The sequence below is a fragment of the Desulfobotulus sapovorans DSM 2055 genome (assembly GCF_059569355.1).
In genome coordinates this window covers 169,746-194,182 of sequence record NZ_JCANVJ010000003.1, presented here as the reverse complement: position 1 = coordinate 194,182, position 24,437 = coordinate 169,746, and the positions used below count along the sequence as shown (strand labels likewise).

The following is a 24,437-nucleotide window of genomic DNA, read 5'->3' as shown; positions in this document are numbered from 1 at the left end:
ACAGAACTATCCTGCTGTCACCCTGCCCCGAAGGACAGGGAAGCAGCAATTACATCAGGAAGGGCACCAGCAGCAGGGCCACCACGTTCAGGATCTTGATCATGGGGTTAACTGCGGGACCTGCGGTATCTTTGTAGGGGTCGCCTACGGTGTCACCGGTTACAGCAGCCTTGTGGGCGTCGGAACCTTTTCCGCCATAGTGGCCGGATTCAATGTATTTCTTGGCGTTGTCCCAAGCAGCACCACCGGTGGTCATGGAGATGGCCACGAACAGACCGGTAACAATGGCACCAATCAGCAGACCGCCCAGAGCAATTTTGCCAAGGAGAAGGCCTACAACGATGGGAGCAATTACGGGCAGAAGGGCAGGAACGATCATTTCCTTCAGGGCAAACTTGGTAACGATATCCACGCAGGCCGCATAATCGGGCTTGGCGGTACCTTCCATGATGCCGGGGATTTCACGGAACTGACGGCGTACTTCCTCAACAACGGCACCACCGGCACGACCTACAGCGCTCATGGCAACGGAAGCGAAGAGGTAGGGCAGAAGACCACCGATGAAGAGACCAATGATAACATTCACGTCAGCAAGGTCGAAGCGGAGCTGGGCTGCGCCTTCGCCACCGTGTACGGCAAATTCCTGAACATAGCAGGCAAAGAGAACCAGAGCAGCAAGACCGGCAGAACCAATGGCATACCCTTTGGTTACGGCCTTGGTGGTGTTACCAACAGCATCCAGGGGATCGGTTACAGCACGTACAGCATCATCCATTTCAGCCATTTCAGCAATACCACCGGCGTTGTCGGTGATGGGGCCGTAGGCGTCAATGGCAATAACCATACCGGTCATGGAAAGCATGGATACAGCGGCAATGGCAATACCGTACAGACCGGCAAAGCTGTGAGCCAGGAAAATGCCCAGGCAGATGGTCAGAACGGGAGCTGCAGTGGACTGCATGGATACAGCAAGACCTGCAATGATGTTGGTGCCATGACCGGTGGTGGAGGCCAGGGCAATGTCTTTTACAGGCTTGAAGATACCGGTGTAGTACTCAGTGATGATAACGATCACAACGGTCAGAGAAAGACCGATCAGAGCACAGTAGTACAGGTTGATGGCGTTGGCACCTTCAACACCGCCCATGAAGTACATGGTAGCATAGTAGAAGGCAACGGCTGCGATGATGGCAGAACCGAACATACCTTTGTACAGAGCACCCATGATGTACTCGCTCTTGCCGCTCAGACGTACGAAGAAGCTGGCAACGATGGATGCTACAATGGAGATGGCACCCAGGATCAGCGGGAACATGATGATGGTTTCATTACCGGAGAACAGGATGTCGCCAAGGAACATGGCAGCAACCAGGGTCACGGCATAGGTTTCGAAAAGGTCAGCAGCCATACCGGCGCAGTCACCTACGTTGTCACCAACGTTGTCCGCGATGGTTGCAGGGTTGCGGGGGTCGTCCTCGGGAATGTTGGACTCAACCTTACCCACAAGGTCAGCACCGACGTCCGCACCCTTGGTGAAGATACCGCCACCCAGACGGGCGAAGATGGAGATCAGGGAGCCACCGAAGCCCAGGGCAACCAGGGCAGGGATGTTGGCGGTAGCAGCATACAGACCGGCGGTAGCAGCAAGGCCAAGACCAGCAACCATCATACCGGTCACTGTGCCCCCACGGAAAGCCATGGCAAGACCGGCATTGAGACCGTTCTTGGAGGCTTCTGCGGTACGCACGTTGGCGATAACGGAAACGCGCATGCCGATGTAGCCAGCCACATAGGAAGCTACGGCACCAATCACAAAACCCAGAGCGCTCATCTTGCCCAGAGCGAAGAAAATTACCACGGCGATGATCGCACCCACCACGGCAACGCTTTTAAGCTGACGGTTCAGGTAGGCAATGGAGCCTTCCTGAATCGCTTTGGCAATGGCAGCCATTTTTTCGTCACCCGCAGGAGCCGCTTTTACAAGCCCTGCCAGGATGAGCGCAAAGAGAATGCCGAGCCCCCCCACCAGTGCGCACACCAGAGGGATGTTCCCCATTACAAATTCCATGCTTTCCTCCATCAAAAAATAAAGTTAAACAAATAAAACAACTACAAACCCCGAAAACTACGTATGATACCTTTGCATTGCGGCGGTAATGCCTTCTTCTGCCATGCAGGAAACAGCATCCCTTGCCTTTTCAACCACGCGGAGCCAGATTTCCTTTTCTGCCGCTGTAAATCCGCTGAGTACATAATCGGCAACATCCTTCTCCCCTTCTGGCCGTCCGATGCCGATACGTACCCTTGGAAAATCACGGGTTCCCAGCTGTTCAATCAGGGATCTGATTCCGTTGTGCCCACCATGTCCGCCTTGTTCACGGATACGAATCCGTCCAAAGGGAAGATCGATATCGTCGTATACTACAACGATATCTGAAATTTCAATGTCAAAAAAACGGGAAATTTTCTGAACCGGAATACCACTTCGATTCATGTAGGACTGGGGCCTGACCAAAAAGACATCCCGCTTCCCAATCCGACCCCGCCCGAATTCTGCATCAAACTTACTCTTATCCAGAGAAATGGAGAACCGCTCACCGAGCGCTTCCACAACCTGAAACCCTGCATTATGGCGGGTTCCCGCATAGCGGGTACCGGGATTCCCCAGTCCCGCCACCAGCAAAGCTTTTTTTTCCTTCATATCCAGCCCCGGCACCTGCTACGGATACCTTATTTCTTTTTCTTGGCAGGTGCGGCCTTGGCCTTGGCATCTTCCTCAGCAGCAGGCACACCCTTGGGTGCAATGACCATTGCAACAGGCGTGTTGCCCTCAACAAGAATCTCAACGCCTTCCGGTGTTGCAACATCCTTCAGATAGAAGGTTTTGCCAAGCCCCAGATCCGTGATATCCACATCAAGGGTCTCAGGAACATCCGCAGGGAGGCAACGAACCGTCGCCATCTTATCGAATACGCGGAGAGTTCCGCCCATATCCACACCCTTGGCCAGCCCCTTCACATTCAGGTAAACACGGGCGGTTATCTTGCGATCCAGTTCAAGGGCATAAAAATCCGCATGCACAAAGGCACCCGTGATGGGATCTTTCTGAAAATCCTTCATCATGGCGGAGCATTTCCCATCGGAAAGCTGCATCTCAAAAAACAGCTCACGGGTCTTACTCTTTTTAATGGCGTCCTCAAGATCCTTGACAGAGATCACAAGATCCCGACTGACTACTGTACGACCATACAAAACCGCAGGAATCTTTCCATCCACCCGCAGTCTTCTGCAAATTCCCTTTTTGGTACCCTCGCGGTTTTCCGCGTTCAGCGTCACGAATTCCAAAGTCTTTTCTCCTTCAGGTCTGCACCTAACAATAACGTCATCAATCACACAAACAATGAGGTCACCGAATCTCCACGATGACTGCGGATTATGGCTTCCCCCACCAGATCTGCAATGGAAAGAATATGAATCTTATCAGAATCCAGAGCGGCTTTGCTTAACGGTATGGTATCCGTTGCCACCAGAGTCTGAATGGGCGAGGCATCAATACGATCCACAGCCGGACCCGACAACACAGGATGCGTACAAAAGGCATGGATGGAACGCGCCCCTTTTTCAGCAAGGGCTCGGGCCGCCTCTGTCAGTGTTCCTGCCGTATCCACCATGTCATCCAGAATAATGACATTTTTATTGGCAACATTGCCAATAACCGCCATGGCCTGGGCCTTGTTCGGCATATCCCTTCGCTTGTCCACAATAGCCCAGTCCGCATGAAGGCACTTGGCAAAGGCACGCGCCCTTTCCACGCCCCCCGCATCGGGAGAAACAATGGTAAGGTCTGCTATATCCTCTGGGGTGGCCCCGAAAACACGGCGCGCATAATCCCGAAGAACGGGAGAAGCGTAGAGGTTGTCCACCGGAAAATCAAAAAAGCCCTGTATCTGCCCCGCATGGAGATCCATGGTAATCACACGGTTCGCACCTGCTTTCATCAGCATATCCGCCACCAGCTTGGCACTGATGGGGACTCTGGGAGCCACCTTCTTATCCTGCCGTGCATAGCCAAAATACGGGATCACAGCCGTAATGCGACGTGCCGCAGATCGCTTCACCGCATCCAGCATAAGCAGGAGTTCCACAAGGTTATCATTCACGGGCTTACAGGTGGACTGAATGATATACACATCCCGGCTGCGGACATTTTCCTGAATTTCAATCTGGATTTCTCCATCACTGAAATTGGTAACCTTGGCACATCCCAGAGGTTTTCCCACGTATTCAGCAATACGGGATGCCAGGATGGGGTTTGAGTTCCCCGCAAATAAAACAAGTTCATCCATGGTCTCTGCAATCCGTATGAAAAGAATTTGGCTGGGGCGGGAGGATTCGAACCTCCGGATGCAGGAATCAAAATCCTGTGTCTTACCGCTTGACGACGCCCCAGCATAAACAACAATAAAAAACCGAAATTCATCATGGCAGAAGCCGGGCCACCCGCACCCACCAGCCTTCATACTGCGTACCCAGACATGCGGCGGCCTTCACAGCCTCAGCGGTATCCGAAAAAAAACCAAACACCGTAGGCCCGCTGCCGGACGTCAGGACACCCAAGGCTCCCACCTTCTCCAACGCCTGCCTCGCCTGACCGACCTGCGCGCACATGGACATGGCTACAGGCTCAAGATCATTGAAAAGCCAAGGCAAAGGATCCATGAGGGCCTCTTCAAAATGCAGTTTTTTAGTTTTTATTCCTTCTTTTGTCAATCCCCATTTCAGGTTTTTGTATACTTCCGCTGTGGAAAGGGCCACCCCCGGATTCATCAGAACAAGGGGACGGGAAACAATATTTCTCATCAGACGAAGCTTCTCACCAATACCTTCCGCCCAGGCGGCCCCCCCCATAAGAAAAAAAGGGACATCCGCTCCCAGTGTCAGAGCCAGATCCTTCAGAGCCTCCAGGCCAAGGGGCATGCCCAGCAGATCGTTCAGTCCCGCAAGAACCGCAGCTGCATCACTGGATCCCCCTCCAAGCCCAGCCGCCACAGGAATCCGCTTCTCAATCTCAATATCGAGAGCCGGTGGAATGCCAAGTGCCTGAAAGAATACCAGAGCCGCCCTGGATGCAAGGTTTTCCCCGGTCTCAGGAACCCCGTCACAAGCCCCCTTCATACGCACACGAATGCCCTCAGCCCCCGGAGAAAGACGCACCCTGTCCACCAGATCAATGGGACACATCAGAGATTGCAGCTCATGATACCCATTGCTACGCTTTCCCGTGATGTTCAGGAAAAGATTCACTTTGGCAGGAGCGTCCCGCTCCACGGGTCTGAAAGAATCCATTCCCTACCTTTCCATGGCAATAACGAGGAACTGCCCCCTTCGCTGAATCAGAAAATGCAGACGTTCGCCTTTTTTTGCCTTTTTCACAACCCGGTCATAGGCCTTGAGAGAATCCATCTTGCTGTGATTGATTTCCACGACAAGATCCCCCTGACGAATCCCCGCCTTCTCGGCCGTACTGCCTTCCAGCACAGCCTCAACAAAGAGACCGGCACCCTTGACCCGATCCAGCCGCTCCGCCATCGCCTCATCCAAGACCTTCAGGGAAAGCCCGAGATCATCCGCATCCTCCTTCTGCATTTCCGGAGCAAGGGGCTTCTCTCCCCCCTCTTCATCGGCTCTCCGGCCCACGGCAACGGTGAACTCCCGTTTTTTTCCTGAGCGCACCACGCCCACCTTCAGGGTATCCCCCACCTTGGCTTCCGCCACCCGCAGAATCAGCTCACGGGTATCGGCCACCTCGCGTCCGTTGATGTGGGTAATGATGTCCCCTCCCCGTATTCCCGCAATATGGGCAGGGTCACCCTCTATGGCACGCATCACCAGAACACCCTTGGCCGTCGCAAGACCATGATACTCTGCCAGGGACTTATCCAGGGGCTGAATTTCCACCCCCATCCATCCCCGGGTTACGGAACCGCTGGCTCTGAGCTGTTCAACAATCCCCCTTGCAAGATTGACGGGAATGGCAAAACCAATCCCCTGCCCCGAAGCGACAATGGCCGTATTGATCCCCACCACTTCCCCCTCAAGATTGATGAGAGGACCTCCGGAATTACCAGGATTAATGGAAGCATCGGTCTGGATAAAATCATCATAATCGCCCGACCCGATCACCCTGCCTTTGGCTGAGACGATACCCGCAGTAACCGTCTGCTCCAGACCGAAGGGACTGCCGATGGCCATGACCCATTCTCCCACCTTGAGGGCATCCGAATCTCCCATCCGGATATAGGGCAGCGCCTTTTCCGGAGCAATACGGATCAGGGCCAGATCGGTCTTGGAATCCCGCCCCACAATTTCCGCATCATATTCTTCCCCGGTTTTCAGTTTCACCTGAATCTTGTCCGCCCCCTCAATCACATGATTGTTGGTGACAATATATCCGTCTTCAGAAATCAGAAAACCGGAACCAAGGCTGCGCTGGCGGAACTCCTTCTGGGGATTGCCTTCCTGGAATCGTTTAAAGAACTCCTCAAAGGGATCCTGGTTGCCAAAAGGACTCTGAAAAAAATGTCTGAAAACCCGGTCCTGGGCCGGAGCATTCTTTTCTGTCCGGATATTCACCACAGCCCCACCGCTTTTTTCCGCAAGAAGGGTAAAACTGTCCGGCCTCAAAAGGGCGTGGGCATCCACGGAAAAAGAAAGGCAGAGTGCCAGACAAAAACCCAGAATCCATTTTTTTTCCCATCCCGTCAGCACTCTAAACGAAAAGACAGACTTTAACGGATACATTACAAAATCTCCTTTTCCCTGTCATCATGACTGGGAGCAGCGGCGATCTTCCGCAGCCCCCCTATTCCCCCCGGACATAACGCAGACGAAGATCCTGCAAAAGATGCAGAAAAAGACGTTCCTCATCTTCCTTGAGATTTCCCCGCGTCTTTTCCTCCAACATGGCAAGGACATCAATGGTCTGCTTTGCCAGCATCATATTCCGCCTTCGCTGCCCCGTCCCCGGATCTTCCACAACACCCATGTGCACAAGGGCAGAAGCATTGAGGGAAAGAATAAACGTGGTAAAATCAATTCTGGGAAAAACCCCTTCCCCCTGCCCTGCTGTTGTCATATACTCTCTCCTTTTGCCTGAAATACGAAACACGGGAACCGTACTGCTTCCGTGCGGGTTTTTTTTGTAACAAAAATCAAAGCGCAACTCAAGCATCCGTCCACAGAACCTGAAAAGCCTGAAATACCTGCCTTCCTTAAAAAAACAAAACCCCGGAAGCAGAACGCTTTCCAGGGTAAAAAAGACAGGGAAACGGCCAGAGGACAGACCGGTCCTTTACAGGAGATTGTTTTCCGCAAGCAAAGGCCTTGGATCCACAAGATGCTTGCGCACCCACTTTTCATGCCTCGGCAGATGACACGCCATGCCGATAAGTTCGGAAACATAGAAAACGGGCAGAGGATCAGAATTTTTTCCCCGAAGTTCCATATTTACCTGACAGAGGGGACAGAAGGAAATCATACAGTTCGCCCCCACTCTGCGGGCATGGTTCCGGATACGATCCACCATGGAATCCACATGACCGGACTTGGTCAGAGCCAGATGGGCACCACAGCACTGCTTGCCATAGCCCCAGTCCAGCGTTTCAACCCCAAGGGATTCCACAAAGCGCCGGAGCTCATCTTCATAGGGGAGCACATCAAACCCGGTGATCCATTCAGGACGGGTCAGCAGGCAGCCGAAATACAAAACCCCCTTCAAGCCTTTCAAGGGTTTGACAACTGCCTTCCGGAACACATCCAGCCGGTTGTCACTCCCCACCTCAAGAAAAAACCGCAGGCGTACGGATCCCTGGTACCGCTTTCCGATGGCTTCTTCGAGAAGATCATTTTTTTCCGGCTCCGCAATCAGGGTTTTCTCAGCGGTACGCAGACGCACAAAGCAGCTGGGACAGATCACATACAGATCCCGGATCCCCTGGCGCTCCGCCAGCACGAGGTTACGCCCTGCAAGGAGGATTGCGTAATTCTGGTTAACGCTGTGGGCAGGCGATGCCCCGCAGCAGTTCCAGTCCTTCAGCTCTTCCAGCCAGGAACCCACCAGGCGGGACATCTGAAAGAGGGACTCTCCAAGCTCCCTGGCACTGGACATGAGAGAACAGCCCGGATAGTAGTAGACGCGGGGATGGGGGGCATCCATTTCCCGAACTTCCTTCTTATTTTCCGCCATAACAGACCTCCCTGATCCTCCGGATATCCCGCAACTTATGCACCGTATGGGGCAGAAATTCCAGCCTGCCATTCAGCAGCATTTTCATGCCGGATCCCATGTCCTGCAAAAGACTTAAGGTCGCAAGCTTGTAACGGGCCATGAACTCCAGCTCATACACCCGTCCTCTCTTGTCCACCTGTTTCAGGAACTCCCTGTGGAAAGTCCAGATATCCGGCTCGCCGATCTTCACCCCCTCTTCCAGGGCGATTTCCCTCAGGGCGTCCATCATATAGGGGATGTGGATCCGGTTGGGGCACTGGGAAACACAGCTGTAGCATCCCACGCAGACCCATATGGCACGGCTTTCCAACACCTCTTTCCGAAGCCCCAGTTGCATCATCCGGACAATCTGGTTGGGCAGATAATCCATGATGTCCGATACGGGGCAGCCGCCGGAGCAGGCCATACAATGAAAACATGCGCCAAAGCGCTGGCCGCTCCGCTCTTCCACCTCACGGATGAATGAGCGGTCAAATTGCATTTTTTTCACCATATATTTCTTGAAAAAGACTCTTTCAAGAATTCGAAAGCTGATGAGCCTGTCTGCCCTTCTGTCCCCACAGAAAAAAGCCCCCAGAATCACCCTCGTTGCCCCCTTGCCGCCATGCAGCAGGGGAAAAACAGAGCAGACAGAAGTCTACCCCCCCTGACACGATTCAGGGCGCCCACCCTAAAACAAAGCCCCATACCTGTCAATCCGAAACTTGTATCAAAGCCATCCGATACATACAACAAAAGAAAGTACCCGCCAAGCCCGTCCAGCAAATCCAAGCTTCTTCAGAAGTCATCACCGCTCTGGGCTTTCTGAGCGGGCAATGAGCTGCAATAAATTTTGTGCATCCCCAGCCCCCCCTGTCTTCAGAATCAGGAGAACCGAAAATCCGGGCAGCACCTCATGACCCGAAAAAAAGAGCCTTTCTGCCCCTCTTTTTCCACGAAAAGCCCTGCGGAAAAGGCTCTTTTTCAACATTCTTCAAAAAGATCAAAAAGAACCCTTGACGTGCAGGCCATCTTTTGAAAGTACAGGATTCCGGGATGAATTTACGTGGAGAAACATATGGGAAGCCTTATTTTTCCTGTTGCGCTTCCCCATCAATCCTTCTAATATCTGCCCCTGTCCTTAGATGCAACGCAACATCAAAAAAATAACACCTGACGGCTCCGTACAAAAAAGGACATCCGGCGACTTCGGCGTACCCGCATCCCGGAAACCGGGCATGCGTTAATGATAAGACGTACTCTTTTATTTCACCCACGGGCTTTCAAGCCCCAGGGTCTGCTTTCCGGTCGGAGGGGTGTCCTGCGGGACAAAGTCCCTCTCCTGTCCGATATCCTCAGGGATAGCTTGCAGGCCATGTATGAGGAGGTTCACCATGTCTTTAATGGAAAAATTCTGGACTACGGCCAAGGAAAGACAAAAAACCATTGTCCTTCCCGAAGGTGACGACGAGCGTACCCTTGATGCAGCCCATGCCATCATGGAAAATGGACTTGTCAAGGAACTGGTTATTCTCGGAGAAGAAGCCGCTCTGGAAAAAGCCTTTACGGAAAAAGGCTATCCCCTGCGCTGCCGTTTCATTGACCCCAAAACCAGTGAACTGCGCGCCCGCTTTGCCAATGAATTCTTTGAAATGCGCAAATCCAAGGGGATGACCCCTGAAAAAGCCGATGATATTATGAAAGACCCCCTCTTTTTCGGGGCCATGATGGTACGCCTCGGCATTGCCGACGGTGCTGTGGCAGGCGCCAAGAATACCACAGGGGATGTGCTTCGGGCCGCCATTCAGGTTATCGGTACCAAACCCGGTATGAGAACCGTTTCGAGCTGCTTCATCATGGTAACACCCCATCAGAATTTTGGTGTGGACGGTACCCTGATCTTTGCAGACTGCGCCGTGAACATCGATCCCGACGCCACCAAACTTGCGGAAATCGCCAGTGCATCGGCAGACTCCTGCAAAGCCTTTCTGGAAACCGAGCCCAAGGTGGCCCTCCTGTCCTTCTCCACCAAGGGCAGCGCCAAACACGAATATGTGGACAAGGTCACCCAGGCCCTTGAAATTCTCAAAACCAACCGCCCGGATCTCAAGGCTGACGGTGAACTCCAGGCCGATGCAGCCCTGCTGGCCTCCGTAGGAGCCAAAAAGGCTCCGGGAAGCCCCATTCCTGGTGAAGCCAATGTCTTGATTTTTCCGGATATCCAGGCCGGCAACATCGGTTACAAACTGGTGGAACGCCTGGGCGGTGCCGAAGCCATCGGCCCCATTATTCAGGGGCTTGCCAAACCCGTCAATGACCTCTCCAGAGGTTGCAAATATATGGATATCGTGAACGTAACGGCCATTACTGCGGTGCAGGCCGTCTAACCCACTTCAGCCCCAAGGAAAGCAGACGCATCATGAAAATTTTAGCCCTCAACTGCGGAAGTTCCTCCCTCAAATATCAGCTCTTCGACTGGACCAACAAGGAAGTTGTGGCCAGCGGTGTGGTAGAGCGCATCGGCATCGGCGACTCCTTCATTGAGCACAAGGTTCCTTCCCGCGACTATAAAAAGAAAATCAAATACGCCATCGAAAACCATGAAATCGCCATCCAGTGGATCATCAATGCCCTGACCACGGGAGAAGGCAAGGTGATCCAGGACATGGAGGAAATCTCCGCCGTCGGTCACCGCGTGGTTCACGGTGGAGAGCAGTTCAAGCAGAGTGTCCTCATCAGCGATGATGTCATCAACCACATTGCCGCAGTATCCCACCTCGCCCCCCTGCACAATCCCGCCAACCTGGTGGGTATCCGGGCCGGTCGTACAGCCATGCCCAAGATTCCCCATGTAGCCATCTTTGACACAGCCTTCCATCAGAGCATGCCGGAGCATGCCTACCTGTATCCCCTGCCCTATGAGTGGTACAAGGATTTTGCCGTACGCCGCTATGGTTTCCACGGCACCAGCCATCTGTACGTATCCAAGCGTGCAGCCGCCCTCATGGGTAAAAATGCCAATGAATGCAATATCATCACCCTGCACATCGGCAATGGCGTCTCCTGCGCGGCCATCCAGAAAGGCCTTTCCATCGATACCACCATGGGCTTCACCCCCCTGGCCGGTGCTCTCATGGGAACGCGCTGCGGTGACATTGACCCCGCCATCCCGATGTTCATGATGCAGCGTCTCGATGTCGGCCCCCGCTACATGGACAATCTTTTGAACAAAAAATCCGGCATTCTCGGCATCACCGGTAAATTCACCGACCGCAGGGACGTGGAAGAAGCCGCAGCCGCAGGCGATGCCCGCTGCAAGCTGGCCATTGAAATGGAGGCCTACAGACTGCGTAAATTTGCAGGTGAATATGCCTTTGCCCTGGGCCAGGTGGATGCCATTGTCTTCACCGCAGGCGTGGGTGAAAACTCCGGCCTCATCCGCCAGAAAACCCTTGAAGGTCTGGAATTCTTTGGCATCAAGATCGACAAGGAAAAGAACATGAGCACCTTCAGCAAGCATGGAGAAACGGAAATTTCCACGCCTGACTCCAAGGTGAAGGTCTTCATGATCCCCACGGATGAAGAGCTTGTCTTTGTGGAAGACGTTGTGGCCATCATTCAGGACAAGTATGAAGACCACACCAAGTATCCGTATTCCTTCCTCAAATAGCACCTGAAAACATAAAAGGCCCTTCGGTTTCCCCTTAATGAAGAAAACCGAAGGGCCTTGTATCCATCCCCCCTCAAGAGAACAGCCTTCACATCCCCTTTTTAAAGACCCAACCCAGACAGCGTCCTCAGTCCTCCTCCCGTATGGCCAGAATACGCTCATACAGACTCTTGCGATCTATTCCCAGGGTTCCCGAAAGATTCTTTGCCAGGATCGAAGGTTTTTCCTTCCCTTCCAGAAGGGCCTTGCGAATCAGGGCATCCAGCGCGTCTCCGGAACCGGAAACAGGCTCCCCACTCCCAGCCTCTTTTCCCGCAACCACCAGGGAGCACTCCCCGCGTACCCGATCCCGCTCTCCCAGAAGTGTCTCCAGATCCTGCAAGGTGCCCCGCAAAAACTCCTCATAGAGCTTTGTCATCTCCCTCCCCAGCACAGCAGGACGGTTTCCCAGCACCTCACGCAATTCCCGCAGAAAAACCTCCATACCGTGGGGCGAAACATAAAAAATCAGGGGAACGGGCATATCGGCAAGCTCTTCGATCCACCTGCGACGACGGCCTGCTTTTTTGGGGGGAAAGCCGCAGAAAAGAAAACGATCCGTGGGAAGACCCGAGACACTCATCAGGGTAAGCGCCGCCGAAGCTCCCGGTACAGGCACCAGGGGGATACCGGCTGCAATGGCCTCCCGGATCAGAATGAAACCCGGATCGGACAGGGTCGGCGTCCCGGCATCTGAAACCAGGGCAATGGACTCTCCCCTCTGCAAGGCGGCCAAAAGCCCCTGCGTTCTCCAGGCTTCATTGTGTTCATGCAGGGAAACGAGAGGTTTCTGAATCTGAAAGTGGGCCAGAAGACGGGCCGTATTCCGGGTATCCTCTGCGGCCACACAATTGACGGCTCCCAGAACTTCCAGAGCCCGGAAGGTAATGTCTCCGAGGTTGCCGATGGGGGTTGCCACAATATAGAGGTGGCCCGGTCGGACACCCTCAGTTTTCAGGGCTGAAAGCATCTTGCAGGTGGGAGCAGTTTCCATGGGTATCCACAGCAATCACGTCAAAACGTATAAAGGGGTCATCCAGAGGGCTGGTATGGAGATACTGGAGGGCTGTCCGAATAATTTTCTGCTGCTTTTTCCGATCCACAGCCTCAAAGGCTGATCCCCAAAAAGATCCGGATCTGGACTTCACTTCCACAAAAACCAGGGTGACCCCATCCTGGGCCACAATATCAATTTCCCCAAAGCGGCTGCGGTAATTGGTGGCAAGAATCTTCCACCCCGCACGTTCAAGAAAAACTCTGGCCTGAACTTCTCCCCCCCGTCCCCTGAGAAGGGATACCTTACCGCTCATGAGAGAAACTCCCGTACTCCCCGAAAAGAACGGCGGTGTATGGGCAGCACTCCGAGACGGGCGATGGCTTCCCGGTGTTCACGGGTAGGGTAGCCCTTATGTCGGGCAAAACCATAGCCGGGATAGCGGGTATCCAGCACTTCCATGAGGGTATCCCGGGTCACCTTGGCAAGAATGGAAGCTGCGGCAATGCTGGCAGACCTGCCATCTCCCCCCACAATGGCCTCCTGCACAGGGGAATGGCCATACGAAAAATCCAGGGTGAACTTCCCGTCAATGAGCAGCACATCTGCGGGTTCACCAAGATTCTGCACGGCCAGCACCATGGATTCCAGGGAAGCCTTCAGGATATTGACAGCGTCAATACGCGCCGCCTCCACAATACCGATCCCCCAGGCGAGACTCTGGGAGGGAATGCGGTCAAAAAGATCCCTGCGCCGGGAGTCCGTGAGCTTTTTGGAATCATTGAGTCCCGGCAGATCAAAACCGGGCTTGAGAATCACCGCAGCAGAAACGACAGGGCCGGCCAGGGGTCCCCTGCCGGCCTCGTCCACACCTGCAATGCGTGTAAATCCCAGCTTCTGATACCGGGTTTCAAAGCTGTGCATCTTTTCCATCCCACACAACCGCCCCTTGCCGGAGGTTCTGAGCACAGAATTCCGGCAGGGGGGGCAGCATCAGTAGCTTCCCTTTTCCTTGATACGGGCAGCCTTACCGCGCAGATCCCGCAGGTAGTAAATTTTGGCACGACGCACACGGCCACGGGTCACCACCTCAATTTTATCAATCACGGGAGAGTGCAGAGGAAAAACCCGCTCCACACCCACGCCTCCGGAAATTTTACGAACCGTAAAGGAAGCCTGGGGCAGGTTGCCACGCTTGCGGCAGATCACAACGCCTTTAAAAAGCTGGATCCGCTGCTTATCCCCTTCCTTGATTTTTACATGAACGTTCACCGTATCTCCCGGTGCAAAGGCCGGAAGGTCGAGACGCATGCTTTCCTGTTCAATTCTTTCAATGATATTCATGTAACTTCTCCCAGATCTTGCGGGTATTGCCCGCCTCCGTTAAATGCCTGACCCTTGCAGTGCCTTACCGGTCAGCCGATCCAAAAGGATGGCCGCAGCCGAACGCACCGAAAGGTGGTTGTATGCCGTATTCCCCAAGACCGGTTCCAAAACCAGGTCTACAGAACGCATCAGCGAATCCGCAAGCCCCCAGGCCGTTCCAAACACCAGCAGACAGGGCTGACCTCCGGCCAGAGTTTCCCGCAAGACCCCATGGGGTATGGCGTTCTGTTGCTGTTTTGCCGTTGTCGCCACTACCAGGGGCGGTTTTTTCTGTTCTTCCTCCACACAGCCGATGACCTCTTCCATGTCATGACAGAGCTGGATCAGAGAGAAGGCTTCCTTTCTGTCCGGGTTGTGCCTTGCACCTACACCGGAAATCCAGTGCCCCGAAATCCTTTCTACCAGCCGTTTCTGATCTTCCAGAGGGGTCACGACAAAAAGACGCCGCACCCCGTAGGTACGGCAGGATCGCGCCATATCATGGAGATCCAAATTGGTCACCGCAGAAGCGATGATTTCCCCATTTTTATTCACCACAGGGTAGTGCACAAGCACCATGTACAGCTCAGGCGTTGGCAAGGCGGTTCAGCTCCTCACTCCAGTTGCGGAGAATGCGGCGTTCCTCCCGGGTAAACACACGTCCTTCCAGAAGATCCGCCCTTTTCAAAAAAGTCCGCTTCAGGGAATGTTCCTCCCGCCAAGCTTCAATGGCGGCATGGTTACCGGATAAAAGCACATCCGGAACCGCCATCCCTTCATAGACAGGCGGACGGGTATAATGGGCATGTTCAATGCCTCCACCGGAAAAGGACTCCTTTTCCGCAGAAGTCTCCCCGCCCAGCACACCGGGGATCAGACGAATCACCGCATCCATGACGACCATCGCGGCCAGCTCCCCTCCGGTAAGCACATAATCTCCGATGGAAAGCTCCAGATCCGCAGCCTCGCAAACCCTTTCATCAATACCTTCATAGCGCCCGCAAACGAGAATCAGCCCCTTTCCCCGGGCCAGGTCACCGGCAAGGGACTGGGTGAAGGGAACCCCCTGGGGCGTCATGACCACAACAGGTGTCCCAGGATTCGCCCTGCGGCAATGCGCCATAGCCCGCATGAGAGGTTCGGGCTTCATGACCATGCCGCAGCCCCCGCCGTAGGGCTTGTCATCGGTAACCTTATGAACCCCTTCGGCAAAATCCCGAAGATTCACGGCAGAACCTGAGGCATGACCACCGAGAACGGCCCGTCTCACCATACCCGTTGTCCAGAAGGCTTCAAACATTTCCGGAAAAATGGAAATGGTGTCAAAACGTCTCGGAAACAAAACTGTGCTCACAGATCCAGCAACCCTTCCGGAAGGCATACCGTGATACAGCCCTTCTCCAGACAGACATCCGAAACCAGATCCGCCGTGGCAGGTATCATGAACTCGCGTCCATCGTCCCCGATCACTTCAAAAAGATCATGGCCTCCGGCTTCCACCATCCGCCGAATCTTCCCAAGGTACAGACCTTCCGGTGTCCGTACGCCAAGTCCCATGAGGTCACTCCAGTAGTAAAAGCCTTCTTCAGGTTCCGGAAATCGATCCCGATCCCCATAAAGAACACCCCCCACCAGAGCCTCGGCAAGATCCCGGCCCTCAATGCCCTCCAGTCGCAGCAAAAGCACAGAACCCTTATGAGCCTGCACATGGAGAACCTTAAACCCTCTCTCCGGATCCACACCGGTCTTCTCCCGTATCCAGAGAGGGCCACAGTCCGTATACACCTCAAGGGATTCGGCATCCGAATACACCTTCAGGGTTCCACCGAGACCATGGACACCGAAAATCTTCCCAATCCGTACAGCTTTCATTGCTGCTCCACCCTGGAAAAAGCCCGGAAATCCCCCGCATCCCTCATCGACATCCTGGGCAAACAAAGCGGAAAATCACTCAATGATTTCAAGAACTGTCCGTTTCTTTTCCCTGGCAGATGCCGCGCTGAGAATGGTTCGCATGGCCCGGGCTGTACGCCCCTGTTTTCCAATGACCTTCCCCAGATCCTCCTTGGCCACCTTCAGCTCAAGAACGGAGGTCTGATTGCCTTCAACCTCTGAAACCACCACCTGATCCGGATGATCCACCAAAGCCTTGGCAATATAGTCAATCAGCTCTTTCATCACGCATCTCCTTGCAGCACCAGAGTTGGGAGGGAGGAAGGACAGTCAGAAACGTACCCCATCAGGCGGGTACGGATTCCATCAGCCCGTTTTTTTTCAAAAGGCTTCTCACGGTATCCGAAGGAATAACACCCTCACCCATCCAGTAACGTACCCGCTCATCCTTCAGGGTCACTTCCGCAGGGTTTTTCAAAGGATTGTAGGTTCCCACAACCTCAATAAAACGACCATCACGGCGGGCTTCGGAATCCGCAATCACAATGCGGTAAAAAGGTTTTTTCTTGGTGCCCATCCGGGTCATTCTCATTTTTACAGCCATCTTGTTCCGTCTCCTTGCAACGATCCTTTTAGAAGGGCAGCATACCGCGCATGCCACGCATGCCTTTTAAGCCACCCTTGTTCAGTTTTTTGACCATTTTCATGGCCTGTGTGTAGTTCTTCAGAAGCTGGTTTACATCCTGTACCGTGGTACCGCTGCCCCGGGCAATGCGTTTTCTGCGGGAACCGTTGATGATGGCATGTCGCCTGCGCTCTTCAGGTGTCATGGAATTGATAATGGCTTCCACACGCACCAGTTCCCGCTCATCAATGTTCATCTTGCCAAGGGCCTTCTCATTCACGCCGGGCAACATTTTTAAAAGATCTCCGATGGGACCCATTTTCCGAACCTGCCGCAACTGATCCCGGAAATCTTCAAGGGTAAACTCGTTTTTCCGGAGCTTGCGCTCCAGCTCCACAGCCTGCTTTTCATCCACCATTTCCTGGGCTTTTTCAATGAGAGAAAGGGTATCCCCCATGCCCAGAATCCGGGAAGCCATGCGATCCGGATGAAAAAGATCCAGAGCGGAAATTTTTTCTCCGATCCCCACAAATTTAACGGGCTTTCCCGTCACCGCACGGATGGAAAGGGCCGCACCGCCCCTCGCGTCCCCGTCGGTCTTGGTGAGTACGATCCCGCCAATCCCCAGGGCCTGGTCAAAGGCAGAAGCCATCTTCACCGCATCCTGTCCGGTCATGGCATCTGCCACCAGAAGGATATCCGAAGGGGTCATCCTGTCCCGCACACGGACAAGCTCCTCCATGAGAGCCGCATCCACATGCAGACGTCCTGCCGTATCCACCAGAAGCACATCACAGCCCTGCCTTCGGGCCTCTTCCCTGGCAGCAAGGCAGATATCCACAGGATCCTGGCGGGTTTCCGAAGGATAAACCGGAACTCCGATCTCACCCCCCAGTTTCTGGAGCTGATCAATGGCCGCAGGCCTGTAGATGTCCGCAGGCACCAGATAGGGCTTTTTACCATTTTTACGCAGATACAGCGCCAGCTTGGCCGCAGAGGTGGTCTTACCCGCCCCCTGAAGCCCCACCATCATCACAACAGCAGGTTTCGGGCCGGAAAGGTTCAGAGCCTCTGCGGATTCTCCCATGAGGCGGGTCAGTTCTTCATAGACAATCTTCACCACCTGCTGACCGGGCGTCAGGCTTTCCATGACCTCCCGGCCCAGTGCACGGGCCTTCACCCCGGCCACAAAGTCCTTGACCACACGGTAATGCACGTCGGCTTCCAGAAGCGCCATGCGCACTTCCTTCATACCGTCTTCGATATGGATCTCGGTAAGCTTGCCTTTGCCCTTCAGGGCTTTGAAAACGCTTCCGAGTCTTTCATTTAAACTGTCAAACATGCAAAACCATCCAAGGGGGTTAAATCAAAAGCTTGAATTTACCGATCAAAAGATGATAAGTCAACCGAAATCAGGCGCACACCAAGCCCCCCGGCATCTCACCAAACAAAGACCCCGGACATGACAAAAAAACACGAGCCCAGACCCGACATTCTGAATTTTACCCTTCCCGAACTCAGGGAATACTTCACGTCCCAGAACCTTCAGGCTTTCCGGGCCAATCAGATCCACAAATGGCTGTACCTGCACCAGGCGGACAGCTTTGAACAGATGACGGACGTGGGAAAGGAACTCAGGGCAAGGCTTGGAGAAATTTTTACCCTGCGTCGTCTTGAAGTCGCCCAGACCGCCCTTTCCAGGGACGGCTCCAGAAAATTTGTCTTCCGCCTGGAAGACGGCAGTCTCATTGAATCCGTACTGATCCCGGAAAAGGATCACCACACCCTCTGCATTTCCTCCCAGGTCGGCTGCGCTCAGGGATGCCGCTTCTGCATGACGGCAAAGGGCGGTTTCACCCGCAACCTCAGCACCGGAGAAATTGTGGCCCAGGTACGGGATATCCGGCGCTTCATTCAGGAGGAATCCGCAAAAACCCCCGATGAAAAAGAGGCAAGACTTTCCAATGTGGTCTTTATGGGCATGGGCGAGCCGCTTGCCAACTATGCCCAGGTCAAAAAGGCCATTGATATCCTTACGGACGGAGACTGCGGCCTCAAGCTCTCGAAACGCAGGGTCACCGTTTCCACCTCCGGTATTCTGCCAAGACTTGCGGATCTGGGCCGGGACACCCAAGTCAATCTTGCTGTATCACTGAATGCCACGGAGAACAAGACAAGGGAAGCCCTCATGCCCATCAGCAAGGTCTATCCCCTGGAAGACCTGCTGGCCGCCTGCCGCCGCTACCCCCTGGCCCCACGCCAGAAAATCACCTTTGAATATATTCTTATCAAAGGCGTCAACGACTCCCTTGAAGATGCCCGACGTCTTGCCCGCTGCCTGAATGGCATCAAGGCCAAAATCAACCTCATCCCCTTTAATGAGCATCCGGGAACCCCCTTTCAGCGCCCCCCGGAATCTCATATCCATGCCTTTTTGAAAATTCTCCAGGACAGGGACTACACGGCCATCATCCGCTGGAGCAAGGGAGAAGACATCGGTGCCGCCTGCGGTCAGCTGGCGGGGACGGCCATGCCCGTATCCGGGGAAACGCATTCCGGCAGCTCCTGATTTTTCATCAGACCATCAGACTGCGGATTTCCTCGGATCTCACGGGCAGCACGGACAGACGGTGTTCTCCACCGCAGCCGTCCAGAAAAAGGGTTACGGAATCCCCATTGCCGGCCCGGGTATACCCCGCCACCAGAGCTGCCGCAAGCTGACACTGATCCGGCGTTGCCGGGCCGCACAAAAAGGCCAGAGGCCCCGGAAAATTCACGGTCTGGATGCGGGTATACCGGGAAGGATCAAAAAAAAGATCCATAGACGCATTGTCCGCCTGGGTTCGGCCCACCACAAGCTTCACCTCCGGTGACAGCCGGAAATGCCGCCCGTTCTTCAGGAGATGGTAATCCGCAACCGTCACGCTGCCATCCTGCGTCAGGAGATCCTTCAGTCTCTTCCCAAAGGTGACATCCGTCAAAAGACAGCCCCCGGCAGGTGCCGGGAAATCCTTCACTCCCAACTCCTTTGCCAGGGCCAGCTGGGGTTTGCGGCCTCTGCCCTGAAAATCCAGAAGCTGACTGCGATCCACCTTTCCCGCCTGCTCCGCCAGGGTAGGCGGCAGGTTTCTGGCGGAAAGGGGACGCAGCACATGCCCCTCATATCCCGCCCGTTTTTCCACATATTTCAGGGCAGACCGGGTCTGGGACATGGGCCGCTGACCGGAAACCTCTCCGCTGAACAGAAAATCAAAGCCCTCGGCCTCCATAATTTTTCCCGCCTCGTGAAACATGAGGGCATGGCAGTCCTTGCAGGGATTCATGGCCTTGCCATAACCTCCCGCAGGATTTTTCAGCATGGGCAGATAGACTTCCGTAATATCCCGCACCTCAAGGGGAATCCCGTGGATACCCGCCGCTTTCCGGGCATTTTTTGCATCAAAAAAAGGGGTTTCAAAGGCAAGCCATTGAATATCGATCCCCTGCCGCCGCAGCACCAGAGCCGCAAGAATACTGTCCAGTCCACCCGAAGAAAGCCCCAGGGCCCTTATCTTTGTCATCAGAACTTTCCAAAAAGACCTTATTAAAACCTCTTTATGATAAGGATTCCGATCCCCATACCTGAAAAAACAAAACGCCCTGGCCGGAGCTGCGTCACAGCAGAGAGGTCTTTTAACCAGAAACATGAAGACATTCAGAACCGCTACGAAAAAAACCGATTTCGCGAAACCCTGCCCAAACGGATAAGGTCGGACGGGTTTTTACATGAAAAACACCCTGCTGGCAAGCCGCCCCCTCTCCCGATGAAAAAAGGACTCCCACGATCCGGCCCCATCCCTCCGGCAAATCCCATTGACACAAGAGGGGTTTTCGGACAAGTATGAGGCCTGTCAAAGAGCCCATGAGTCAGAATACGAGACCTTATCAACCCTTCCCGATACCCCGAAAGAGACGCTTATGTATATCAAGTGCTGGGGGGCACGCGGCTCCATTCCCGTATCCGGGCCTCAGTACAACCGCTACGGCGGCGATACCGCCTGCATGGAGATCCGGACTTCTGAAGGTGATATTCTGATTGTGGATGCGGGTACCGGTATCCGTCGTCTGGGCAATCAGCTCATCCAGGAAAAACGTTTTCATTATCATATGCTTTTCACCCATGCCCACTGGGATCATCTCATGGGGTTTCCCTTTTTCAAACCCATCTTCCGGGAAGGTACCACCATCGATGTTTTCCGCTGTCCTGCCTCAGAAGGCTATGCGGAAGCCATGATTACCCGTGTGATGACACCGCCCAATTTTCCCATCAATTATTCCGATCTGAAGGCCAGGATACGGTTCAAGGACGGATGTCCCGGAAGTTTTTCCCTGGGTTCCCTGCACATCACGTCCATTGCCCTGAGCCATCCCAATGGTGGATGCGGCTACCGTTTTACGGAAAAGGGGAAGACCTTTGTCTTTCTGACGGACAACGAGCTGGCCTACCGGCATCCCGAAGGTCTCTCCTTTGAAGACTACCGTTTTTTCTGCGAAGATGCGGATCTGCTCATTCACGATGCGGAATATTATCCGGATGAGTACCTCAGAAAAATCAAATGGGGCCATTCAGCCTATACGGACGCTCTGAGGCTGGCCATGGAAGCCGGGGTCAAGCGTCTCGGGCTGTATCATCACAACCAGGATCGCTCCGATGAGGCCATCGACGCCATTGTTGACGATGCAAAGCAGCGTATTCAGCACTCAAACAGCCCCCTTGACTGTTTTGCCGTAGCCGCAGACATGGAATTTACGCTGTAGGCCGGGCCCCGCCAGAAACAGGCCCCAGGACCCGCAGCAGAAATGCACGCCTGGGTCTGATCTGGCATTCCTTCCCGTAGTTTCAGTGCCCCGGCCTGTGCCCTGTGTTTCACCATAGTTTTACCCGAAGAAAGCAGACGGATCATGGAAATCTCCCTCCAGGAAGCCGCAGGAATCCTGCATCACAGCCGCTTTGCTGTCGCCCTGACAGGAGCGGGGATTTCCGTTGAAAGCGGCATTCCCCCTTTCCGGGGAAAGGGGGGACTCTGGGAAAAGATGGATCCCATGGAAGTGGCCCATATCCGGGCCTTCCGGCAAAATCCGGGCAGGGTCTGGGATGTTCTCCTGCGCAGCATGAAAAACATTCTGGAAAAGGCCAGCCCCAATGCGGGGCATAAGGCGCTCTTTCATCTGGAAAAAACAGGAAAGCTCAAGGGCATCATTACCCAGAACATCGATGGCCTGCACCAGAAGGCGGGCAACAGAAACGTCATCGAATTCCACGGAAGCTTTGCAAAAATCCTGTGTACCGAGTGCGGAAACCACCTTGCCCTCACGGCCCTTCAGCTTGAAACCCTCCCCCCGCTCTGCTCCTGTGGAGGTGTTCTGAGACCGGATTGTGTTTTCTTCGGAGAAGCCATCCCGAAAGAAGCCATGGAAAGGGCCAAAGAACTGAGCCTTTCCTGCGATCTCATGCTGGTGATCGGTACCTCGGCAGAGGTCTGGCCTGCTGCGGAACTGCCCCAGCTTGCCCGCGCTTCCGGTGCCAGGATCCTCGAAATCAATCCGGAACCAACGCCGCTTTCCTCCGGAATCTCCCATGGCCTTCTCCGGGGATCGGCGGCAGTACTGCTGCCCCGGCTTGTGGATGCCCTGGATCACCCTGAAACGGAATCGCCCTGAAAAGAACTCCGGAGTTTTCATGCACGGTTCCACGGTTCATATTTTCTGGAATGCTCCCATCGGAAAACAGCATCTGGCCCTGTGGCTGGAAAGGCTGGGGTTTGTCCCTGTCCGTCAGGAGGCGACGCTCCTCTGCCCCGGCCATCTTGTCTTCATCGGCTTTCCCCCTTCCGAACTCCCGGAGATCCCCCCGGAAATACTCCGTATCGGTGCAGGCCGCCCCCTGAAAGACAGCCCCTTTTTTCTGAAAACGCCCATTGCTCCGCGTGCCCTGGCCCATATGCTGAGCAACCTCCGGTGCCCGGAAAAAATCATGGCCTATCTGCCCGGCGTACCGTCGGATTTTCTGGAAATCCTGCCCTGGCTGGATACCCTGACCCGCAGCAATGCGGATATCCATCTCCCGGAACTGTTCCAATACATAGACAGCAAAAAAGCCGATGTGGCCATCCTGCCCCTGCTTACCGATAAAATACAGGCACTTCTGGAAAAAAAACCGAATCTCATTCTTCTCGGACTGGAGCAGGGAAAAGTCCAGACCCGCACCCTCTGCGCCCGCATGGCAGGGAAACTCGCACTGGAAGAGGCCCTTCCCCTTCTCCTGACCCTCCTGGACCGGGACTGTCCCGCCGAGGAAAAGGAAACCCTGATACGGGCTCTGGCCTGCTTTGCCCACCCCGAGGCCAGGATCAGGCTGCACAGGGAAGCACTGGGCATGGACACCCTGCGCAGTCTCGCCGCCATTGAAAGTCTGGATCAGGACGCAACAGATGCCGACATCGCCCTGCTTGACACCCTGATTGCCCATCCCGAAGCCCTCCGGGCGGCAGGCGCTGCGGAAACCCTGGCACGTATCGGCAGCCCCAGGGCTTACCAGGCCCTGGCCCATCATTTGCACCCGGAAGATCCCCTGGTGCGCAAGACCGTCACCGCCCTGCTCATCCGGGGAGGCGACCCGGCCCTTGCCGCCATCCTGCCCCTCATGCGGGAAACGGGGGTGCAGGAAAGAATCAACGGCTCCCTGATCCTTGGCAATATGGGCCGATCCGAAGCCCTGGACGGCCTCTGCGAACAGCTGCGCCATACAGACGCCAATGTGCGCTTTTCCGCCTGTGAGGCCCTGGGAAAACTGGATACGGAGGCCACCTTCTTTCCCTTAAGCGCCGCCCTGGATGATCCCAATCAGGCCGTAGTCTGTGCCGCCATTTCCGGACTGAACCAGCGCCATCCCCAGACCGGAACCCAGGCCCTGCGTCAGGCCATCAGCGCCCACCCAGACCGCTACTCCACCCTGGTGGCCGCTGTGGCGGCCATGCAGGCCACCACCCTTTTCCTCGGCCTTTCCCAGGATCGCAAACTGGCCAGAGACATCGTGCTGGCCGCAGCCCAAAGCCGCAACCTGAGACTGCTGCACCGCTTTCTGGAGGCCTGTTCCCGGATTGTCCATACCGGTACCCGGAGAGGCTGCGAAGCCCTGCTTAAACGGGCCATTGAAGATATCCCCCCCAACCGCCCCCGCATCCTGGTGACGGATGATTCCTCCACCATGCGCCGCTTCTACGAAACCCTGCTGCCCCAGTACGGCTATGCGGTGGAAACCGCCCGGGACGGTCTGGATGCCCTTTCCCGCCTCAAGCCCGATCCCGACCGTTTTGCCCTGGTACTCACGGATCTCAACATGCCCAACAAAAACGGCATTGAACTGACCCGGGAACTGCGGGAAGAGCTGGGGCTTACCCTGCCCGTACTGATGGTCTCCACCGAAACAGTGAAAAATCAGGAAAAGGCGGCCCAAAGTGCTGGAATCAGTGCCTTTCTCAAAAAGCCCTTCACGGCTGAGGCCCTGGTGGAGAAACTCCGCATCCTCATCCCCTGAACCGCCCCT

At 54.7% G+C, this 24,437-nt stretch carries 26 protein-coding genes and 1 tRNA gene; 6 read left to right on the top strand and 21 right to left on the bottom strand.

Annotated elements, in window-relative coordinates:
• Window positions 1–49 precede the first annotated feature (49 nt).
• The 10 genes from BR04_RS04930 to BR04_RS04885 form a co-directional block, all read right to left on the bottom strand.
• Window positions 50–2,068 (bottom strand): sodium-translocating pyrophosphatase, encoded by a 2,019-nt coding sequence (locus tag BR04_RS04930; RefSeq protein WP_496354884.1) that lies wholly within the window; start codon window positions 2,066–2,068, stop codon window positions 50–52.
• Window positions 2,069–2,125: 57 nt separating this feature from the next.
• A complete protein-coding gene (gene pth, locus BR04_RS04925) occupies window positions 2,126–2,701 on the bottom strand; it encodes an aminoacyl-tRNA hydrolase (protein WP_496354883.1) in 576 nt (191 codons plus the stop codon).
• Window positions 2,702–2,730: 29 nt separating this feature from the next.
• A complete protein-coding gene (locus BR04_RS04920; RefSeq protein ID WP_496354902.1) occupies window positions 2,731–3,336 on the bottom strand; it encodes a 50S ribosomal protein L25 in 606 nt (201 codons plus the stop codon).
• Between the two features lie 53 nt (window positions 3,337–3,389).
• Window positions 3,390–4,346 (bottom strand): ribose-phosphate pyrophosphokinase, encoded by a 957-nt coding sequence (locus BR04_RS04915; protein ID WP_496354882.1) that lies wholly within the window; start codon window positions 4,344–4,346, stop codon window positions 3,390–3,392.
• 28 nt (window positions 4,347–4,374) lie between these two features.
• Window positions 4,375–4,449: transfer RNA gene (locus tag BR04_RS04910), tRNA-Gln, on the bottom strand.
• Between the two features lie 30 nt (window positions 4,450–4,479).
• The gene (locus tag BR04_RS04905) at window positions 4,480–5,346 is read right to left on the bottom strand and encodes a 4-(cytidine 5'-diphospho)-2-C-methyl-D-erythritol kinase (RefSeq protein ID WP_496354881.1); all 867 of its coding nucleotides are present in this window, start codon (window positions 5,344–5,346) and stop codon (window positions 4,480–4,482) included.
• Between the two features lie 3 nt (window positions 5,347–5,349).
• A complete protein-coding gene (locus BR04_RS04900; protein WP_496354880.1) occupies window positions 5,350–6,801 on the bottom strand; it encodes a Do family serine endopeptidase in 1,452 nt (483 codons plus the stop codon).
• A 61-nt stretch (window positions 6,802–6,862) separates the two neighbouring features.
• A complete protein-coding gene (locus tag BR04_RS04895; protein WP_496354879.1) occupies window positions 6,863–7,135 on the bottom strand; it encodes a DUF1844 domain-containing protein in 273 nt (90 codons plus the stop codon).
• Between the two features lie 216 nt (window positions 7,136–7,351).
• Window positions 7,352–8,245: a CoB--CoM heterodisulfide reductase iron-sulfur subunit B family protein gene (locus BR04_RS04890; RefSeq protein WP_496354878.1), complete on the bottom strand. Its 894-nt coding sequence runs from the start codon at window positions 8,243–8,245 to the stop codon at window positions 7,352–7,354.
• Window positions 8,232–8,768, bottom strand: a complete 537-nt coding sequence (locus BR04_RS04885) for a 4Fe-4S dicluster domain-containing protein (protein ID WP_496354877.1) — start codon at window positions 8,766–8,768, stop codon at window positions 8,232–8,234. Before BR04_RS04885 ends, BR04_RS04890 begins: the two co-directional genes overlap by 14 nt.
• Window positions 8,769–9,660: 892 nt before the next feature.
• Between BR04_RS04885 and pta the strand changes: the two genes are divergently transcribed.
• Window positions 9,661–10,653 (top strand): phosphate acetyltransferase, encoded by a 993-nt coding sequence (pta, locus tag BR04_RS04880; RefSeq protein ID WP_496354876.1) that lies wholly within the window; start codon window positions 9,661–9,663, stop codon window positions 10,651–10,653.
• 32 nt (window positions 10,654–10,685) lie between these two features.
• Window positions 10,686–11,936, top strand: coding sequence for an acetate kinase (locus BR04_RS04875; protein ID WP_496354875.1), 1,251 nt, complete (start codon window positions 10,686–10,688; stop codon window positions 11,934–11,936).
• 127 nt (window positions 11,937–12,063) lie between these two features.
• On the opposite strand, the gene rsmI is transcribed toward BR04_RS04875, so the two are convergent.
• The 10 genes from rsmI to ffh form a co-directional block, all read right to left on the bottom strand.
• Entirely contained in the window at window positions 12,064–12,969 is a 906-nt protein-coding gene (gene rsmI, locus BR04_RS04870) for a 16S rRNA (cytidine(1402)-2'-O)-methyltransferase (protein WP_496354874.1), read from the bottom strand.
• Entirely contained in the window at window positions 12,923–13,285 is a 363-nt protein-coding gene (locus BR04_RS04865) for a YraN family protein (protein WP_496354873.1), read from the bottom strand. The genes rsmI and BR04_RS04865 overlap by 47 nt, the downstream gene beginning before the upstream one ends.
• Window positions 13,282–13,902 (bottom strand): ribonuclease HII, encoded by a 621-nt coding sequence (gene rnhB / locus BR04_RS04860; RefSeq protein WP_496354872.1) that lies wholly within the window; start codon window positions 13,900–13,902, stop codon window positions 13,282–13,284. The genes BR04_RS04865 and rnhB overlap by 4 nt, the downstream gene beginning before the upstream one ends.
• A 60-nt stretch (window positions 13,903–13,962) precedes the next feature.
• A complete protein-coding gene (gene rplS, locus BR04_RS04855) occupies window positions 13,963–14,313 on the bottom strand; it encodes a 50S ribosomal protein L19 (protein ID WP_496354871.1) in 351 nt (116 codons plus the stop codon).
• A gap of 39 nt (window positions 14,314–14,352) precedes the next feature.
• Complete coding sequence (locus BR04_RS04850) at window positions 14,353–14,934, bottom strand: RNA methyltransferase (protein ID WP_496354870.1); 582 nt, start codon at window positions 14,932–14,934, stop codon at window positions 14,353–14,355.
• Complete coding sequence (gene trmD, locus BR04_RS04845; protein WP_496354869.1) at window positions 14,921–15,688, bottom strand: tRNA (guanosine(37)-N1)-methyltransferase TrmD; 768 nt, start codon at window positions 15,686–15,688, stop codon at window positions 14,921–14,923. The genes BR04_RS04850 and trmD overlap by 14 nt, the downstream gene beginning before the upstream one ends.
• Window positions 15,685–16,206: a ribosome maturation factor RimM gene (gene rimM / locus BR04_RS04840; protein WP_496354868.1), complete on the bottom strand. Its 522-nt coding sequence runs from the start codon at window positions 16,204–16,206 to the stop codon at window positions 15,685–15,687. Before rimM ends, trmD begins: the two co-directional genes overlap by 4 nt.
• Before the next feature lie 75 nt (window positions 16,207–16,281).
• Window positions 16,282–16,512: a KH domain-containing protein gene (locus BR04_RS04835; protein ID WP_496354867.1), complete on the bottom strand. Its 231-nt coding sequence runs from the start codon at window positions 16,510–16,512 to the stop codon at window positions 16,282–16,284.
• 61 nt (window positions 16,513–16,573) lie between these two features.
• Complete coding sequence (gene rpsP / locus BR04_RS04830) at window positions 16,574–16,831, bottom strand: 30S ribosomal protein S16 (RefSeq protein WP_496354866.1); 258 nt, start codon at window positions 16,829–16,831, stop codon at window positions 16,574–16,576.
• A 28-nt stretch (window positions 16,832–16,859) separates the two neighbouring features.
• Complete coding sequence (gene ffh / locus BR04_RS04825; protein WP_496354865.1) at window positions 16,860–18,194, bottom strand: signal recognition particle protein; 1,335 nt, start codon at window positions 18,192–18,194, stop codon at window positions 16,860–16,862.
• Between the two features lie 120 nt (window positions 18,195–18,314).
• Between ffh and rlmN the strand changes: the two genes are divergently transcribed.
• Complete coding sequence (gene rlmN, locus BR04_RS04820; protein ID WP_496354864.1) at window positions 18,315–19,421, top strand: dual-specificity RNA methyltransferase RlmN; 1,107 nt, start codon at window positions 18,315–18,317, stop codon at window positions 19,419–19,421.
• A 7-nt stretch (window positions 19,422–19,428) separates the two neighbouring features.
• Here the strand turns inward: rlmN and BR04_RS04815 are convergent, their stop codons facing one another.
• On the bottom strand, window positions 19,429–20,412 hold the full coding sequence (locus BR04_RS04815; RefSeq protein WP_496354863.1) for a tRNA 4-thiouridine(8) synthase ThiI: 984 nt from the start codon (window positions 20,410–20,412) through the stop codon (window positions 19,429–19,431).
• A gap of 397 nt (window positions 20,413–20,809) precedes the next feature.
• On the opposite strand from BR04_RS04815, the gene BR04_RS04810 reads away from it, so the two are divergent.
• From BR04_RS04810 to BR04_RS04800, 3 genes are all read left to right on the top strand, one after another.
• Window positions 20,810–21,649, top strand: a complete 840-nt coding sequence (locus tag BR04_RS04810; RefSeq protein WP_496354862.1) for an MBL fold metallo-hydrolase — start codon at window positions 20,810–20,812, stop codon at window positions 21,647–21,649.
• A 144-nt stretch (window positions 21,650–21,793) separates the two neighbouring features.
• Entirely contained in the window at window positions 21,794–22,552 is a 759-nt protein-coding gene (locus tag BR04_RS04805; RefSeq protein WP_496354861.1) for an SIR2 family NAD-dependent protein deacylase, read from the top strand.
• 19 nt (window positions 22,553–22,571) lie between these two features.
• Entirely contained in the window at window positions 22,572–24,428 is a 1,857-nt protein-coding gene (locus BR04_RS04800) for a response regulator (RefSeq protein ID WP_496354860.1), read from the top strand.
• Window positions 24,429–24,437 lie beyond the last annotated feature (9 nt).